Source organism: Flectobacillus roseus (assembly GCF_030056595.1).
GTDB classification, from domain to species: domain Bacteria; phylum Bacteroidota; class Bacteroidia; order Cytophagales; family Spirosomataceae; genus Flectobacillus; species Flectobacillus roseus.
In genome coordinates this window covers 369,616-384,751 of sequence record NZ_JASHIF010000008.1, presented here as the reverse complement: position 1 = coordinate 384,751, position 15,136 = coordinate 369,616, and the positions used below count along the sequence as shown (strand labels likewise).

General features: G+C 38.5%; 22 protein-coding genes and 1 pseudogene. 20 read left to right on the top strand and 3 right to left on the bottom strand.

The genetic code is table 11. The annotated features are described in order from the left end of the window. Positions 1-105 precede the first annotated feature (105 nt). Complete coding sequence (locus QM524_RS10570) at positions 106-534, bottom strand: helix-turn-helix transcriptional regulator (RefSeq protein ID WP_283344558.1); 429 nt, start codon at positions 532-534, stop codon at positions 106-108. 54 nt (positions 535-588) lie between these two features. Next, positions 589-915, bottom strand: a complete 327-nt coding sequence (locus QM524_RS10565; protein ID WP_283344557.1) for a hypothetical protein — start codon at positions 913-915, stop codon at positions 589-591. Between the two features lie 128 nt (positions 916-1,043). Between QM524_RS10565 and QM524_RS10560 the strand changes: the two genes are divergently transcribed. Continuing rightward, on the top strand, positions 1,044-1,448 hold the full coding sequence (locus QM524_RS10560) for a hypothetical protein (protein ID WP_283344556.1): 405 nt from the start codon (positions 1,044-1,046) through the stop codon (positions 1,446-1,448). Between the two features lie 367 nt (positions 1,449-1,815). Here QM524_RS10560 and QM524_RS10555 read toward each other — a convergent pair whose 3' ends face one another. Beyond that, positions 1,816-2,292 (bottom strand): hypothetical protein, encoded by a 477-nt coding sequence (locus QM524_RS10555; protein ID WP_283344555.1) that lies wholly within the window; start codon positions 2,290-2,292, stop codon positions 1,816-1,818. A gap of 219 nt (positions 2,293-2,511) precedes the next feature. Between QM524_RS10555 and QM524_RS10550 the strand changes: the two genes are divergently transcribed. The 19 genes and pseudogenes from QM524_RS10550 to QM524_RS10460 all read left to right on the top strand — a co-directional run bounded on the left by QM524_RS10550 (position 2,512) and on the right by QM524_RS10460 (position 15,114). Beyond that, entirely contained in the window at positions 2,512-2,832 is a 321-nt protein-coding gene (locus tag QM524_RS10550) for a hypothetical protein (RefSeq protein ID WP_283344554.1), read from the top strand. Between the two features lie 90 nt (positions 2,833-2,922). Further along, positions 2,923-3,288: a C2H2-type zinc finger protein gene (locus QM524_RS10545; protein WP_283344553.1), complete on the top strand. Its 366-nt coding sequence runs from the start codon at positions 2,923-2,925 to the stop codon at positions 3,286-3,288. A 45-nt stretch (positions 3,289-3,333) separates the two neighbouring features. Then, positions 3,334-3,423 (top strand): annotated as a pseudogene (locus tag QM524_RS10540). Between the two features lie 248 nt (positions 3,424-3,671). Continuing rightward, the gene (locus QM524_RS10535; RefSeq protein ID WP_283344552.1) at positions 3,672-5,075 is read left to right on the top strand and encodes a helix-turn-helix domain-containing protein; all 1,404 of its coding nucleotides are present in this window, start codon (positions 3,672-3,674) and stop codon (positions 5,073-5,075) included. After that, positions 5,048-5,302, top strand: a complete 255-nt coding sequence (locus QM524_RS10530) for a hypothetical protein (protein ID WP_283344551.1) — start codon at positions 5,048-5,050, stop codon at positions 5,300-5,302. The genes QM524_RS10535 and QM524_RS10530 overlap by 28 nt, the downstream gene beginning before the upstream one ends. 37 nt (positions 5,303-5,339) lie before the next feature. Then, entirely contained in the window at positions 5,340-5,624 is a 285-nt protein-coding gene (locus tag QM524_RS10525; protein WP_283344550.1) for a hypothetical protein, read from the top strand. A 19-nt stretch (positions 5,625-5,643) separates the two neighbouring features. Beyond that, positions 5,644-5,886 carry a hypothetical protein gene (locus QM524_RS10520; protein ID WP_283344549.1) on the top strand — a complete coding sequence of 81 codons (243 nt, stop codon included), beginning with the start codon at positions 5,644-5,646 and terminating at the stop codon, positions 5,884-5,886. A 52-nt stretch (positions 5,887-5,938) separates the two neighbouring features. Beyond that, complete coding sequence (locus tag QM524_RS10515) at positions 5,939-6,202, top strand: hypothetical protein (protein ID WP_283344548.1); 264 nt, start codon at positions 5,939-5,941, stop codon at positions 6,200-6,202. A gap of 83 nt (positions 6,203-6,285) precedes the next feature. After that, positions 6,286-7,458: a DNA cytosine methyltransferase gene (locus tag QM524_RS10510; RefSeq protein ID WP_310586447.1), complete on the top strand. Its 1,173-nt coding sequence runs from the start codon at positions 6,286-6,288 to the stop codon at positions 7,456-7,458. 159 nt (positions 7,459-7,617) lie between these two features. Next, entirely contained in the window at positions 7,618-9,183 is a 1,566-nt protein-coding gene (locus tag QM524_RS10505) for a hypothetical protein (protein ID WP_283344547.1), read from the top strand. 12 nt (positions 9,184-9,195) lie between these two features. Beyond that, complete coding sequence (locus tag QM524_RS10500) at positions 9,196-10,065, top strand: DNA adenine methylase (protein WP_283344546.1); 870 nt, start codon at positions 9,196-9,198, stop codon at positions 10,063-10,065. Between the two features lie 39 nt (positions 10,066-10,104). Next, complete coding sequence (locus QM524_RS10495; protein ID WP_283344545.1) at positions 10,105-10,497, top strand: hypothetical protein; 393 nt, start codon at positions 10,105-10,107, stop codon at positions 10,495-10,497. Beyond that, positions 10,388-10,819: a hypothetical protein gene (locus QM524_RS10490; RefSeq protein WP_283344544.1), complete on the top strand. Its 432-nt coding sequence runs from the start codon at positions 10,388-10,390 to the stop codon at positions 10,817-10,819. The genes QM524_RS10495 and QM524_RS10490 overlap by 110 nt, the downstream gene beginning before the upstream one ends. 69 nt (positions 10,820-10,888) lie before the next feature. Next, positions 10,889-11,185, top strand: a complete 297-nt coding sequence (locus QM524_RS10485) for a hypothetical protein (RefSeq protein WP_283344543.1) — start codon at positions 10,889-10,891, stop codon at positions 11,183-11,185. A gap of 30 nt (positions 11,186-11,215) precedes the next feature. Then, positions 11,216-12,499, top strand: a complete 1,284-nt coding sequence (locus QM524_RS10480) for a phage portal family protein (protein ID WP_283344542.1) — start codon at positions 11,216-11,218, stop codon at positions 12,497-12,499. Further along, entirely contained in the window at positions 12,499-13,449 is a 951-nt protein-coding gene (locus QM524_RS10475) for a DUF6712 family protein (RefSeq protein ID WP_283344541.1), read from the top strand. Before QM524_RS10480 ends, QM524_RS10475 begins: the two co-directional genes overlap by 1 nt. Positions 13,450-13,460: 11 nt before the next feature. Then, positions 13,461-14,273 carry a hypothetical protein gene (locus tag QM524_RS10470; RefSeq protein ID WP_283344540.1) on the top strand — a complete coding sequence of 271 codons (813 nt, stop codon included), beginning with the start codon at positions 13,461-13,463 and terminating at the stop codon, positions 14,271-14,273. Next, positions 14,192-14,866, top strand: coding sequence for a hypothetical protein (locus QM524_RS10465; protein ID WP_283344539.1), 675 nt, complete (start codon positions 14,192-14,194; stop codon positions 14,864-14,866). The genes QM524_RS10470 and QM524_RS10465 overlap by 82 nt, the downstream gene beginning before the upstream one ends. Further along, complete coding sequence (locus tag QM524_RS10460; RefSeq protein WP_283344538.1) at positions 14,863-15,114, top strand: hypothetical protein; 252 nt, start codon at positions 14,863-14,865, stop codon at positions 15,112-15,114. Before QM524_RS10465 ends, QM524_RS10460 begins: the two co-directional genes overlap by 4 nt. Positions 15,115-15,136: the final 22 nt, after the last annotated feature.

Sequence of the window (15,136 nt, the reverse complement as noted above, 5' to 3'; positions counted from 1 at the left end):
GAGAGCGAGGGATTCGAACCGTCTACAAAAAATGCTTAAAATGACCTCATTAACCCTTAGTTAATGGCCTGCCACCTAAAGTGCCACCTTTTTTCGTCAAAAAAATTAGGCTTCAGCAGCCATAATTTTTTCTTCTAATAGGTCAGGAAAGAAGTAAATGACTTTCCCAGCACCTGGTCTTCTAGGGACAGGTTTAAACTTTCCCAGAAGCTGTTTTTGAATCGAAATGGTATATTGTAATTCCTCAATTCGATTCTCATAATTTTCCTTCAGTGTTTGCCACAAAGTAGGCTCAGCTACTACTTTTTCTGTTTGTTTGAACATTTCACCTTCACCTCTCAGTAACCAATCTGAGTTTACATTTGGGTAGGTTTTTAATACTTGTTCAAGTAGATCAAAGCCTGGTTTACTTGAACCATCCACAACAAACTTGATGTTTGAGGGCGACTTACCTATGGAGTTTGCGAATGAATTATTATTCATTTTCAAGGCTTTTATTAATGCCTCAAATCTTTGACTTATTGTTGTTTCCATAATATTTACAGTAAAGATTAATATAATCTCAAAAGCTATTTAAAGTTTTATAAGTTATGCTACTGGTGTGGGGTAATCATAACCTGATAAAAGTTCCTTTTGTAGTTCAATGATATATCTTAGTTCTTCTATTTTTGAATCTCTTTTTTTAACTTCTTCGTTAGCCCATACGCTACCTTTACCTATGATCAACCATTCTGCACTGATATTTGGATATTTTAACAGTATATTGGCAAGCATATCAAAACTAGGTTTCCCTTTATTATTGATAATCTTTTTAATATCCATAGGGTTTGCATATATAGTTTTTGCAAAGGAGATGCAATCAAGTTCTAAGCTACTGATAAGATGCTCAAATCTTTGTGCTACAGTATTCGTCATAATTTGTCCTAGTTGTAAGTATGATATTCCTATACATTTGAATTCAAATCAAAAAAACTCAAATTTTACTTCTAGCTTTAGCATTTAGGTGTTCAGCACCTAATTTAATATTATAATGAATTGCCATTATGATTGAATTTACAACAGATTACATCGATTATTTTTCAAAAATTGGCAAAATATTAAATGGTGAAAAGATTCGTATTTCAGCCACACATTTTGAGATTCGCAAAATTGTTCAGTCAACAATTTTCTTTGCTTTTCCTTACCAAGACTCCTCTGGAAAAGTGGTTACTAATGTCTGGTTACTAACAATTAAAAAGCCTTTAATTGGTATCATAGCCGAGTCTAATATTGATTTTGAACAATTTATAGATAGCTTCCTATTCAGTGACAAAATGTTAGATTGTTATAAATTAATTTCAAGTTTATCAGATGCAAATAGTAAAAGGTTTGATTCTATTTTACTTGCATGTGATGAAAACCGTAGTTTATACAACCAGTGTCGACCTTTAATTAAACCTTTGTTATAATTCAGAATAATTTACTGAATAGTCCCATTACTAAAATTAAAACCTAATTTTCTATGTATTCCGTTTTCTTTTCTTGGTGGAATATACCACGCTATCGATATTTTTTTCAAGGGTTTGTAGTTGGAATAAACGTTTTTGGTTTTATAGTTAATTATTTACAAGCTGTAATTGAATTTGTGAAAACTCTTTTCTCAATTCTATAAACCATTGACAGCTATTGTTTATTTGTATTATTGTTATTATTCAAATCTTTTAAAGATGATAGATTCTTTTTGGCTAATTATATCAGGAGTGTTTGGATATTGCTTTTCTATTTGGTGGAATTGCAAAACACGTAATAAGGGCTCTTGATTTTAAAGCAAAAGCACTACTTAGTTTTTGCCTTGATATAGATATAACTAACTTTCCCATTCCCGTTTGCAAAAATTGCTAGCTCATTAAATTCATCGAAATTGTAGTAACGAATAACAGTACTATTAGAAAAATCGGGTTGTTTTTTCTGTTTGATTCCTACTAATTCGATAGCATTTTCGTTGTAATCAAACTTACTTAAATCGTTTACAGTAATCCAATCTGCTTTACCGTTAATATAGGTGATTTCTAAATTGCCGTATTTATAATGAGGACAATCACTACTTGAGCAATTTGCTTTTTTATCCTGAATGTTTTCGGTAAAAACTCCTTTCCCAAGTAAGTTCTCTACTTCCTTTTGAGTTTTTTGTGCAATTTTATCATATTGAATTATAGGTTCAATCGATTCATCTTTTGAAGGAGATAGAATGTTTATTATAAAAAGTAGTGTAAAGACTAGTGCGATGTAGTGGTACCATTTTAGTTTTTTCATTTTTCTGTATATTTTGTTAATTGTTTGATTTTAAGGTGTTTGTATATTTTTTATTTATTATTTTGTTTATTTGTGTTTAAAAATTTGCATAAAATGTTTATATATTTTAATATTGTGTATAAATATTAGAAATAAATACAGCAAAACATGATGTAAATATTACAGAATATTTTACAATTATCAATTATATTTTAGTAAAAGGTTTAAAATAGTAGATGAATGGACGCTTTTACCCCTTTGACCACTCTAAACGATTATTGCAATTTTTGGAAGAAATTCGAGGCTAAAAAATATCATTTGTTCGAAGCTGATTTAGCAAAGGAGGGAATGATAGTCACGTTTCAAAATATCCTCCGAAAAGAAAGAGAACGAATAAAACGTAATGAGATAACCGCTCTAAACTTGTATGAAGTACCTTCATGGGTTCGTACTTGCTTGGTTTCTCACTTAGGTTTTGATCACGAAAACTTTGATAATAATCAAATCCCTGATCCTTTACGGAAAGCCACTAGTTTGGCGCAAACCTGTAAGGAGGCTTAATATGTACTTGTATTTTCTGGCATTCGCTTTTCTCCTTTGCGGAACGATGCTTTCGTGGAGCAGAACCAAACCACCTCGTAGACCTAGGCTATGACAAAGAACGTATTTTATCCCAGTCATCCTCAAAGCGGTCACCCGCTACAGGACTTGAAGGAAATCCTTCAAAAAGGTTTAGAAATGGAAATCAAACAGGTTTCTGATCACACGAAAGTGTCCTTGCAAATGGAGCGTCTGGTGCGAAATTGCAGGCTAAAAGGTATCAATGTCTTTGATTTTCTGAAAACTGAGCTCGCTCAAGTACATGAGCTAACCAGTGTCGAAACAGATCAAATACCACCACAGAACGAAATTTCGAGGTTTGAATGCCCTGTGTGTAAAAAGACTTTTAAAAGTCTGGCGGCCTTGACTGGCCACGGCCCACACAGGTGTAAGACTAAGTTAAATAGCGATTGTTAATTAGGTGTTGTGCGAATGTAGTGGGTTTTACCTGCTTTCATTTTCGGGCATGTCGTACAAGGTAGTACAATCTCCTTCCTAAACTTGGCGGTCTTATGTAGGAGAGTGGTGTTAGTTCGAGTCTAGCTGTGCCCACTAGAATTAAAAAGTTACAAATTCGACAGGCCATCCCTGTGGGGTGGCTCTGTTTTGTCTTAACGTATAATAGATAAGGTTATAAAATTTGCCTTTAATTGGGCAATGGCTGGAGTACGGCTGTTGGTGGTTCGAGTCCACAAAATGGCGCAACGGGAAATAGCACGGGACGGCCTCCTGCATTTTGGTATATACCTCTGACAAGGCAATATACTGCTTCGATATGTAGAGGCCACCCACTCAGAGTTATGAGAATAGAAAAAACTTTCAAACATCAATTTGGTAAGGTTGTCGAGCGCTATTTGGCGTTCGTAAGAGAGCATAATGATGCTCAAATGGTAACAAGGTCTACCATGTTGCGTGAGCCTCATTTGTCTAAATTCAAGACTATTGCTAATTTTTATCTAAAAGAGTTCTGGAATCGCATGAACAGCCCATTGTGGGCTGAAGCTACCAATATGCCTCTGATTACCATTACAAGGGCTGATTTGGCGAATTTGTGTGGCTGTAGTCGTCGAGCTGTGCAGGATCATTTGGCACGCTTGAGTAATTATGGTGTGATTATGCTTGAGGAGTTTGCTGAGGGCAAAATAAACGGCTACCACGTGGCCATTAATCAGTGGTTTTTGCTAGGTGTAGAGGAAAGCAAACCCAAAATTCAGAGCTGGAGCGAAAAAGCTACCACGATTTTAAAATCCGCTTACAAAAGCTTTGAACCCCTACCAGTGTGGCAAAGTTCGCCTGACTTATTAGTCCCTCTTAGTGAAAATTTATATAATTCATATAGAGCGGAAGATGTGGAAAAGCTACCCCAGGAAAGACACCAAGAAAACTGCCAAGAAAAACAGGAAATTGCAAAACCCTTGGAAGCTGGCCAAGAACCTAACCAAGAAAATTTTACCAAGAAAAAAACAGGTGCGGGTCCCGTGGACACCTCCGAGGTGGCAGACGAAAACCCTCAAGGTGGCACCGAAATTTCGTCAGATGAGCGTTTTGAGGCATACAAACAAGGAAAACTGCACAAACTGCGCTACCAAAACAAGCCAACTCCAGTGAAGGCGATCACCGAAATTGAGAAAGCTCAAATTGTGAGCCGCTTCTGGAGCTATGTCAAGGACGTTTTCTATCCAAATCGCAATTTTACGCCAATCGAAGCAGACATTAAAAAGGTGATTCACAAGGATGTATTTAAGTCATTTGTGCCCGAAAAACCGTCAGAAAACACTTTTGAGTTTTGGGAAATCTATAATTTGAGAATGCAATACTGGGCTGACAAAAAGCAAGCTTTTGATGCCCGTAAAGACCGCCAAGCGTACCACCCAACGGCTTATTTCCAAAAAAGCTACGGAAATTCTCAGAAACAAGGCTTTTTGGTAGTATTGGAATGGGACAAAAAGGCTCAGAAATCTCTCAAGGAACTAGAGTTTGAGCGTGAGTTGGAACGTGCTAAGCTTTCAATGCTTCAATTTCCTGTCACTGGTACTGTACCTAAGGGGCAAAAGAACAGAATTAAAGATATTACCCAGTTGGCTCAGTACTTTAGCCGTAAGCTCACAGTACGCACCACTAGCGAATATGTACAGAAATTTAATACCTTTTTAACAACTACAAACTTTACAAATCCATGGCAACAACAACCGCTCCACTCGTAAAATGGAAACTTAAATACATTCTTCCAAACGGTGTTTGGTTACCGCTCAAGACATCGAATGATATTATAGTTTTTGGTAAAAATTCCTCTCAGCGCCTCATGTCGGCCGCCAAGCTGGTAGGAGGTTTTAAAGACCCTTTCGACGATGCTTATATTTATGAGGTTGGTCAAAATGGGCAAATGATAGCGAAATACGATAAGGATTTGAGACGGTTTATTTTGAGGTAAAAACGGGTCAACACTTTATAAAACGGGTCAATAAACAATGAGAACTCAACGCTTACTAATGCCAATTGAAGTGATAAGAGTCTACAAAAAATTACCACTTCGGCAACGCAAAGCCCTATACCAAATACTCCGAACAGAGTTAGACTATGGGCCAAATTCTGATAACTCCAATATTCGAAAAATGCTCCGAGGTGATCGTTACGTACCTGCCTCAGCAATCAAGTTAATTCGTGATCATCTTGGAATGACCCGCTCGGCTGGCAATATTCAAATGGACATCATGGATATAGTCGGGCTCAAGCCCAAAACATTACAACCGTAATTTTATAAACCTTCATATTATGGAATGTCATAACTGCTCAGCTCCTGTGGATTCACATACGCATTTGGATTCAGAAGAGGTCAAATTCCCAGCCAATGGTGATTTTAGTATCTGCTTATACTGCGGTGCTTTAGCCGAATTTTCAAACGGTTCATTAATTCCACTTTCTGATGAGGTAATGGAATCAATTCAAAAAGATGATCCTGAAACTTGGTACCATTTACTTGAAGTTCAGAGTATGATTCGTCACGAGAATATTTAGTTTTAACTCATTTCCTTCAATCATTTTCCAGCCATACGGCTACAATCAAATCATGAAAATCTTAGTTAAAAGTCGGATGCGTATCAGATACGCATTGCAAGGAGTCGTGTACCTAGAGTATAGAGTAAAAGGTTCTTGGGGCTATGTTTGGCGCAAAGCTTCAGTTTGTTTAGAGCTGCCCAATGAGGACTATCGTACAACCTTGAAAAGACTCCAGCGTCTGAGAGCTCACAAACGATCAGAACGTAAAAGTTTAGTGCAAAGAATGACTACGCTTTATTGTAAAAACAAGGAGCTGGAGTTACAAATGGTTTAGCTGGTACAAAAAATTGTCCTACTGATTGAGGTGTGTCAAATCCAACTTGCAGGAAAATACTAGATTTTACACCTACAAAAAAGATGAAACACGCCTCTTTATTCAGTGGAATCGGAGGGTTTGACCTTGTGGCCCACCAGATGGGTTGGGAAAATGTATTCCACTGTGAGATAAACCCGTTTTGCCAGCAAGTTCTACAATATTACTGGCCCAATGCAATTCTTTATGACGACATCACAACAACAGATTTTAGTAAACACCGAGGACAAATCGATGTCCTCACTGGTGGATTCCCTTGCCAGCCCTACAGCGTGGCAGGAAAACGAATGGGTAAAGCCGATGAGCGCCACCTGTGGCCACACATGCTTAGAGCAATTCATGAAATCAGACCAACATGGGTCGTGGGCGAAAACGTTCGCGGCATCATTAGTTGGGACAACGGACTGGTATTCGAAGAGGTGCATGCTCAGTTGGAAGCTGAAGGCTACGAAGTACAAGCGTTCGTACTTCCAGCTGCAGGTGTCGACGCACCGCACCGCCGCGATCGAGTCTGGTTTGTTGCCCACGCCAAGGGCCAGCGAAACGATAGGAGCAAAGGTAGAGAATCCACAATTCGAGAATGGAACGTTTTTCAGGCAGAACAAGGACGGAATCAGGTGGGGACTGAAGCTCAGGGACGCGATAGAAAACGGATTATTACCCACGCCGACTGCTGTACAACGAGATCACCCCGAACGAGTACTGGAGCTGGTGAAAGCTGGAGCAACTTCACTCAACAGTCGAGTGAATGGCGAAGCCAGACCCAACAGCATTTTGGATGCAGTAATGTTTTACGGAATGCTCCCGACACCCCGAACCAACAAAGCCACCAATATCAATTTAAACAGTGTGAAGTTGGCCAATCGCAACAAAGGGAACTTGGAGGAAGCACTAGCCCAAATAGTAGTATCATTTCTCCCCACGCCAACGGCATCGGACAACCCTGCCAAGAACACGGGCAAAATGAACCAAGACTCACTACAAAAAAGGGCTTATCAAGTCACTGGGCAACCTTCCCAGTTGAATCCCCGGTTTGTGGCCGAGATGATGGGTTTTCCAGCAGACTGGACAGAGAGACCCTTCTACAAGGAAGAAAAACCCGAAAATCAACATTCAATTACTGGCGAGAAGAATCTATAAAAGCCTACGGCAATGCAATAGTGCCTCAGGTGGTTTGGAGGGTGTTTGAGGTGATATGTAGATTTGATTCTCTTTGATTTTGTAAAAAGCCTTATACAATTGCCTCTCTTTTGAGAAAATTGTATGAGGCTTTTCTGTTGAAACTACTTTTATCACTATAATAATTTTGTTAAAAAATTATAAAGAAAATTTGTAATATTTGCATTAATTAATAGTTGCTAAAAACGCCAAGTCCAATGAACCCAAAAAAGATTAAAGTCAAATTAACAAGTCTATTGATTAATTTAGAGAATTTCCGTTTCGAAACGGTAGATAATCAAAAAGATGCAATTAAACAGATGGTTGAAGACCAAAAAGAGAAGCTCTTTAATTTAGCGAAGAGTATTCTGGAGGAAGGTTTCAATCCCCATGAAGGTATTATTGTTTCGAAACGTATTCCTTCTAGTAATAGTGAAGTCTTGATAGATCAGAATGAAAAAAATACATTACTGTCATCAAAGAAATACATCGTTATAGAGGGTAATAGAAGGATTACTTCACTAAAGCTTTTTGTAAATCCTACTTTATTAAAGGATTCCAAGAATCCTATGTTACAAAAGAAATTTCAGGATTTACATGATGATTATTTTAAAAATCGCTCTAAGTACACCTTTGATATTGAGTCTTCTGTAGAATGCCTCTACTATGAAAATCCTAATGATGCTCTTAAATGGATTAAGACAAAGCATATAGGACAATATGATGGTGTTGGTACTGTTTCATGGACTGCGAGTCAGATAGATCGTTTTGAAGAAATGACAGGAGGACGAGCATCAAAATCTTTGCAGGTAGTTTCATTTCTAAGAAATTTAGATTCCGTAAGTCCTGAGTTTAAGTTAAAACTAAATCTTTTAAAGGTTACTACACTCGATAGATTATTAGCAGATCCAGATGTAAGGATATTTTTAGGCTTGGAGCTGGAATCAGGAAGATTGTACTCAAAATACTCCTTAACTGAAGTTCAAAAAGGATTAGTCGGAGTCATTAGTGATTTACTTTCTCCCGATTTTACAGTTAAGAAAGTTTATACAAAAGAGCTAAGAGCTGATTATCTTGATAATTTCAACCCGATAAATATACCAAATTTTTCAACTTTTCAAGATACTTCAAAGTGGTATCTTGATACTCCAGATGAGTATCTTAAGTTAGAAAAAACTAAGACTGATGAATTCGATACACAACAGGGAATTGGGCAAAGTTTGTCTTTAGATTCACTAGAGTCTCCCTCTTCAGAGTCATTAAACTCCACTGTGGGAATTGATTCTAATCTTGTGGCTAACTCTAATAAAGTCGAAACTGTAGTTCAACATCCAAAATCAACATCACGTAAGTTTGTAATTCCTAAAAGTTTCAAGGTTACTATTAACGAACCGAAGGTTAACGATATCTTTTTAGAACTCAAGGATTTAGATATAACTAAATTCCAAAATGTTGCCTCCATATCTTTAAGAGTATTTATTGAACTAAGCCTTGATTGCTATTTGGAAAAAAATAACTTAATTCCAAATAATGGTTCTGCTGCTAAAAGTGGATTAACTTTACAGAAAAAAGTGATGGACGTGGCTAGTCATCTGGAAAATACTAAAAAAGCTGATCCAGCAATTTGTAAAGGAATTAAAATTAGTTGCAAAGACCCTAATAACTTGATTGGTATTGATACTTTACACGCATATTTACATAATCACCGTTTTGCATCTACAACAGAAAACTTAATTATAACATGGAATAACATTCAAGATTTTATGTTTCGTGTTTGGCAGTAAAATATAAACTATATGGCCTTTTTTTCGCCTTTGAGATACCCTGGAGGTAAAGCAAAAATTGCAGATTTCTTTATGTCTGTATTTGAAGAGAATTCTTTGTGTGATGGTGTGTACATAGAACCGTATGCAGGAGGAGCCTCCGTAGGATTAAACTTATTGTTTAATGAATATGCATCGAGAATAATAATAAATGATTTAGATAAATCAATTTATGCTTTTTGGTATTCTGTATTAAATGAGACAGATAACTTATGTAAATTAATTTTTGATAATAATGTAGATATTCCTCAATGGAAAGTTCAAAAGGACATTCAAAGAAATAAAGAGAATAGTAGTTTACTTGAATTGGGATATTCTACATTTTTTTTAAATCGAACAAATCGTTCAGGAATAATTCGTGCAGGAGTAATTGGTGGTATTGAACAGTCAGGTGACTGGAAGATGGATGTAAGATTTAATAAAAATGATTTAATCAACCGCATCCAAAAGATCGCATTATACAAAGATAGGATAAAGCTTTATAATTTGGATGCGGTGAAATTGTTGAAAACACTAAGAAATACATTGCCTGAAAATTCTTTAATGTATTTTGACCCTCCATATTATGTTAAAGGGAAAGAGTTATATATGAATTTTTTTACGCATGAAGATCACTCACTAATATATAATGAAATTGCAAAGTCAGAGAATCTAAAGTGGATAGTAACTTATGATAATGTAGAAGAAATCACAAATCTCTACCAAAATTATAGACAACTAACGTATTCGTTAAATTATAGTGCAGGAAATGCAACTAAGGGCAAGGAGGTATTAATCTACTCAGATAATATTATTTTACCTGTACATAATTTACACGGATGTGATGAGGTACCTGTCCTCTAAATAGAATAATAAGACTTCTATGTTTACCCCAAAAAAACAATGAACTGGATTCAATCGATTCTCAGCGTGTTGAAGGGGGTAAAGGACTCTACAGCATTATTTGACTACAAGCGTATTTTACAAGAGGTATTGGTATCAATTCTTGTTTCTGTATTGGTTTGGGCTATTCTTAAACCATTCAAAATCGAGGACGATACCAATTCTCGCTTGTTGAGTATTGCGCTGACAACTCAACGAAAGTTAGATTCCCTCAACTTTCAGGAGAAGCTCCACAAACAACAGGCTCAAATTGACTCATTGAATCGTGTAATTATTCTACATCATGAAAACGATTCTTTGCGCAGTAATGCTCGCCTATCCAAGCTCGATGCTATTCGGGCAATCAACAAGTACATTACGAACTCCTCCAAAACAGAAGGTAGAAACCAATGAGGTTTTATTTCCAGACAGTAGCGCTGTGGTCAAACTGTTTTATGACAATGCTCCGGCTATTTTGGATAGCCTCACACGTTTCACTTTTGTAAAAGCCAACAACAAAGTTCTATCATTGGAGGTCAACCGCTGGAAACTGGATTATTATTTGGCCACACAAGATGCCCAAACTTGTGTTTTGGATAAACTCACATTGTCCAAAACTGCTACTGACATTTCATTAAAACTTAGCGACAGTAAAGCGAAATTAAAGAGTAGCAAAACTGAAAATTGGTGCTGGCGAATAGCCGTAGCAGTTGGTCTCTATTTCGCTTTAAAATGAGTCCTTTTGTGGGTGCGCATGATGTAGCAATTTTGGGTAAACAAAGCACGAGGGGCAACCCTAAAGACCATGAGTGTTAAACGTACCATCAAACGGCGAGTGATGTTTGCCGAAATTCACCAAGACACACGGGGCGATGAGGTACACAAATTTTCTATCAAGTATCGTAAAGTAGACGGAGAAATAGGATACAAAGCGAACGTCTCCAAGAGCATTCGAAATTTACCCGGAAAAGGGAAATACAACGGCAATGTTAAAATCAATCACGTTCTGCTCCTCTATGATCACGATACTGATAGGACTTTTGAAATACTTATTGATCTCATGATTGAATACAACGGACTGCTCATAGACCATACAGTGTAATTGAGCTGAAGTTCTACACCTAACAATTTTATGAAAGTACAACAACTATCGGATTCGCTATTTGTGCTCAATTCGGCGGTATTGCAATTGACGTCAAGGGATGCCGCGTTTGGTTACCATGATAGTCTTTTCGGATCAGCAGTAACGGATCATATCCGATGGGGACACACCGACAACATGCCCAACATGATGAAAAGCATGATTGTTGGCAACAACCAGGTACCTGCTCAGTTGGTCAGTATTCGAGATATGATATATGGTAGTGGGGTGGGGTTCTTCAAAAGAGTGATAGATCCCGAAACAACCAAACAAAGCTTACAACCTTATACAGACTCAAGGTTGGAGGATTGGGAGTTTGATACTGATCTACCATCGTTTGTAGCCTCTGGTTTGAATCAATTTGTAGAGTGCGGCAACAAGTTTACTCGCATGATCTGGAGTGCCTCTAACAAATGGTATCGACCAGAAATTAGTGATTGTTTTATGACTCGGATAGGTTCACCCACCAATGGCCGAATCATTGATTTTCATGTAAACGATGAGTTTGGAGGTAAACGGATTGTTTCGAGTAAATCCAATAGTGATATTATTCCGGCTTTTGATTTTCGTGACGATAGTTATAACAAAAAGCAGGTAGTCACCATGCTCCACGCAAAGGAGCAAATCCCTGGTAATCCATTTTATGCGTATCCTACGTGGTGGTGTGCCAAAGAGTGGATTGAGCTGGCCAATTTGATTCCTATGTTTCACAAATCTGGTATCCAAAATGGCTACAATATCAAATACTTGATTCGTATGCCTGTGGACTACTTCGACGCTCAAGGTGGTAAATCTTTGGATGAAAAAGACCGTTCGAAAAAGTGGGCTGACTTTTCAGATCGCTTGTCGGGTTGGATGGCTGGACAAAAGAACGTCAACAAATCTATGATTGTAAAATACCTACGTGGAGCTGACGGCAAAATGTTGGATAATGTAGACGTGCAGCCACTCAAAAACGAAATGTCGGACGATGCCTATTCGAAGGTTTGGGAAATGTCAAACCAGTCTATTGCCAACGCTATGGGTATTTTGCCAACCTTGGCAGGGGTGAGCCCTGGCAAAGGAAACGACTCAGGTTCACAAATTAGAGTCATGGCCGATTATCAACAACATTTCCGTACACCTGTACCACGCATGTTGGTCTTAAAGGATATTCAGTATGCTTTACGAGCCATGGGTTACCGTGATATTATTCCAGCTTTTAAGGAAGTACAAATTACTACTCTCGATACCAACCCGACCGGTGCTCAAGCCGTCGTTAATCAAGCGTCCTAATGTTGATCAATGAAGCAGTTTTAAAAGCTGAGCTTGGAGGGATTCAAGCAAGTTTGAATTGGAAAACGCTCGAACCTTTTGCTAAAATGGCCAATCGTAATTTTCGCAAACAAATAGGAGTAGAGCTGTACAATGAGTTGATAAAGCCCAATACAAACCTAACTGAGCTGAAGGAAATAGCCGTAGGGGTTGTAGCCTGGCAAAGTTACGATTTAGCTTTTCCACACCTCAAGATGAAAGTAGGGGATTTGGGTTTGATGAAAAGCTCACCACAAAATACGGTGGCCATTACCAAATGGGAGTACGTCGACTCAAGGGAAGCCAATTTACAAGTGGTGGACAAATTGCTGGAGGACTTTTTTGAGTTGTTGGAAATGGAATCTCCAGAAGTTTGGAAAAGCTCTGAGGCCTATAAAACCCGAAACAGATTGTTTGTTAGGTCAGCGTCTGAGCTGGGCAAAAAGCTAACCTTGGTAGGGCGAAACAGTCGCTTCTTTGATGTACTAACCACCTATATAGAGCGATCCGAAAACAACTATATAAAACCCTTACTAACTAAAGAGGTCTTTAGAGATTTGAAGCAAAAGTGGCAGGAGGCAGCAACTTTGACAGCTCAAGAAAGTGAGTTAATACAGGGTATTCAGTGGGCTTTGGCGTATCTGGCCATGTATGAGGCGTACCCGTATTTGCCCATGATCGTAGACATGAATGGGATGCGAGAGGCTCGTTACAAAGACGGCACTAGGGAAGAAGAAACCGCCGACGCTAAACTGAAAAATGTACAACGTCAGGCGCTGTGGAATGATGGTCAGAAGTTTTTGGGGGATATTCGTGAGTTTTTGGATGCTGAGTCATCGCCAACAGTATTTGCAACGTATTATCTAAAAAATCAAACCAATACACTTAGTGAGGATTTGGACTTTACCGACAAACCTCATGTTATTCTTTAACATTCTACACCATGACACTTAGTAAAATGACCAAGGATACTACACCCGTTACACCACTCAAGGTAGTCAACAATTCACAGGATCACCATTCGACCATCGAGGCTAAAAAGAAAGCACTGGAAGAACAGAAAGCTTTGCTTGAGGCAGAGGAGCAAGCATTGATTGAAGCCGAGCAAAAGGCCCAAGAAAAAGCCAAACAAGAACAGCTTACCAAAATTGATTCGCTTTTTCAGAATGCCGAAATGTACGAGAATTGGGCAAAAGAGGAGCTGGCCAAAAAGCCACACGAACGAGACAACGGACAGGCTGAGGCCTATATGGAAATAGCGAGAGAACGCAAAGCTGAAGCCCGAAAATTACAATTGGAGTTAGGTATTCAAAGCATGGCGACCGAGCCTGTCGAAACTAACGAACCTGATACTCAAAGCCGTCACCCTTGGTGGACACCATTTGCACAAATTGGCGGTTTGTTTTTGCTCCTTTGGGTTTGCGTTCAAGGCTTTTTTGATACTCAAAAGAAGATAGCTGCACACAACGCCGTGGTCGAACCATTTGCTCAGGTACGCGCTCATGACTTGGATTCTGTTCAAAAACTCTTTTTTGAGAAAATGACCATCGGGACGGATTTGTTGATTATGCTTGGAATCATTGGCGTAATATCTCCAGTGATTTTTATCTACATAGTACCAATCATTAAGTCCAAAAGAGATTTTCTAAACGAGTTCAATAACGATTTAACGGCATGGCAAAGAGGCTTACTTACATCTATTATCTTATCGGCGGTATTACTTTACTTGGGCTTGTCTCATTCGGTCAGAATGTAATCAGAACCGAAACCGAAAACCGTAGCTATTACACACACTGGGCCGAATACACTCAACCCCAAAAGGAAAATCTTTTACTGTTGATGTCTGAAAGTGAGGTCAGAAAAGCATTGCTAGACATGGCACGGAAAGAGGTCTATGTGGTTGAAAAGACGAATAAAAACGACCACCCACGAATTAGTTATTATAACAAAATAGCACGTTCGTCAGCTCATGCAGCCTATTGTGCAGCGGGTCAGTATGCAATGGCCAAAGAGCTAGGTTTACAATACAATCTCAAAAGTCCTGCCGCGGTTCGTGGATGGTTTACCGACAAACGAACCATTATCTACAACCGTGGCAAGTGGACTGGCAACGCTCAACTAATGGATTACATTTGGATTTATGGTTCACATCTGGAAGCATTGGCCCAACCCAATATAGATCCTGATATTGACGACGACGATGAGATTTTGACCATCGGATTTAATACCACTGCTGGCACTCGCAAGCACGGCGTTCACCATCCTATTTGGAGGCGCTGGGGCGATGTGCAGCTAATGACTAATCAGGTTACTCCAGCGTATTTACAACTCAAAAATAAATACCAATGAACAAACAAGATGAACTTGGATTAATAGACCGTATCCAAGCACCTACACCAAAACTATTTAAGTCGATCCGTAACGTAGCCATTGTTACTTCGGCCGTTGCTTTGGCTTTAGTTCAATCCAAACAACAAGGGGTAGAGCTGCCAAGTATTGTTGACTTTTTAGCAAGTAAAATTGTCGTAGTGAGTGGTGCTATTGCTGGGCTTATCGCTCAGTTGACGGTGGACTATTCTAAATTACAAGAAAAGTAAACCTTGAAAAGGAGCGCCTTCG

Bases quoted from the DNA above. Each gene is read 5' to 3' on its own strand.
- QM524_RS10570 (WP_283344558.1), bottom strand. From the start codon at position 534: ATGGAAACAACAATAAGTCAAAGATTTGAGGCATTAATAAAAGCCTTG.
- QM524_RS10565 (WP_283344557.1), bottom strand. From the start codon at position 915: ATGACGAATACTGTAGCACAAAGATTTGAGCATCTTATCAGTAGCTTA.
- QM524_RS10560 (WP_283344556.1), top strand. From the start codon at position 1,044: ATGATTGAATTTACAACAGATTACATCGATTATTTTTCAAAAATTGGC.
- QM524_RS10555 (WP_283344555.1), bottom strand. From the start codon at position 2,292: ATGAAAAAACTAAAATGGTACCACTACATCGCACTAGTCTTTACACTA.
- QM524_RS10550 (WP_283344554.1), top strand. From the start codon at position 2,512: ATGGACGCTTTTACCCCTTTGACCACTCTAAACGATTATTGCAATTTT.
- QM524_RS10545 (WP_283344553.1), top strand. From the start codon at position 2,923: ATGACAAAGAACGTATTTTATCCCAGTCATCCTCAAAGCGGTCACCCG.
- QM524_RS10535 (WP_283344552.1), top strand. From the start codon at position 3,672: ATGAGAATAGAAAAAACTTTCAAACATCAATTTGGTAAGGTTGTCGAG.
- QM524_RS10530 (WP_283344551.1), top strand. From the start codon at position 5,048: ATGGCAACAACAACCGCTCCACTCGTAAAATGGAAACTTAAATACATT.
- QM524_RS10525 (WP_283344550.1), top strand. From the start codon at position 5,340: ATGAGAACTCAACGCTTACTAATGCCAATTGAAGTGATAAGAGTCTAC.
- QM524_RS10520 (WP_283344549.1), top strand. From the start codon at position 5,644: ATGGAATGTCATAACTGCTCAGCTCCTGTGGATTCACATACGCATTTG.
- QM524_RS10515 (WP_283344548.1), top strand. From the start codon at position 5,939: ATGAAAATCTTAGTTAAAAGTCGGATGCGTATCAGATACGCATTGCAA.
- QM524_RS10510 (WP_310586447.1), top strand. From the start codon at position 6,286: ATGAAACACGCCTCTTTATTCAGTGGAATCGGAGGGTTTGACCTTGTG.
- QM524_RS10505 (WP_283344547.1), top strand. From the start codon at position 7,618: ATGAACCCAAAAAAGATTAAAGTCAAATTAACAAGTCTATTGATTAAT.
- QM524_RS10500 (WP_283344546.1), top strand. From the start codon at position 9,196: ATGGCCTTTTTTTCGCCTTTGAGATACCCTGGAGGTAAAGCAAAAATT.
- QM524_RS10495 (WP_283344545.1), top strand. From the start codon at position 10,105: ATGAACTGGATTCAATCGATTCTCAGCGTGTTGAAGGGGGTAAAGGAC.
- QM524_RS10490 (WP_283344544.1), top strand. From the start codon at position 10,388: ATGAAAACGATTCTTTGCGCAGTAATGCTCGCCTATCCAAGCTCGATG.
- QM524_RS10485 (WP_283344543.1), top strand. From the start codon at position 10,889: ATGAGTGTTAAACGTACCATCAAACGGCGAGTGATGTTTGCCGAAATT.
- QM524_RS10480 (WP_283344542.1), top strand. From the start codon at position 11,216: ATGAAAGTACAACAACTATCGGATTCGCTATTTGTGCTCAATTCGGCG.
- QM524_RS10475 (WP_283344541.1), top strand. From the start codon at position 12,499: ATGTTGATCAATGAAGCAGTTTTAAAAGCTGAGCTTGGAGGGATTCAA.
- QM524_RS10470 (WP_283344540.1), top strand. From the start codon at position 13,461: ATGACACTTAGTAAAATGACCAAGGATACTACACCCGTTACACCACTC.
- QM524_RS10465 (WP_283344539.1), top strand. From the start codon at position 14,192: ATGGCAAAGAGGCTTACTTACATCTATTATCTTATCGGCGGTATTACT.
- QM524_RS10460 (WP_283344538.1), top strand. From the start codon at position 14,863: ATGAACAAACAAGATGAACTTGGATTAATAGACCGTATCCAAGCACCT.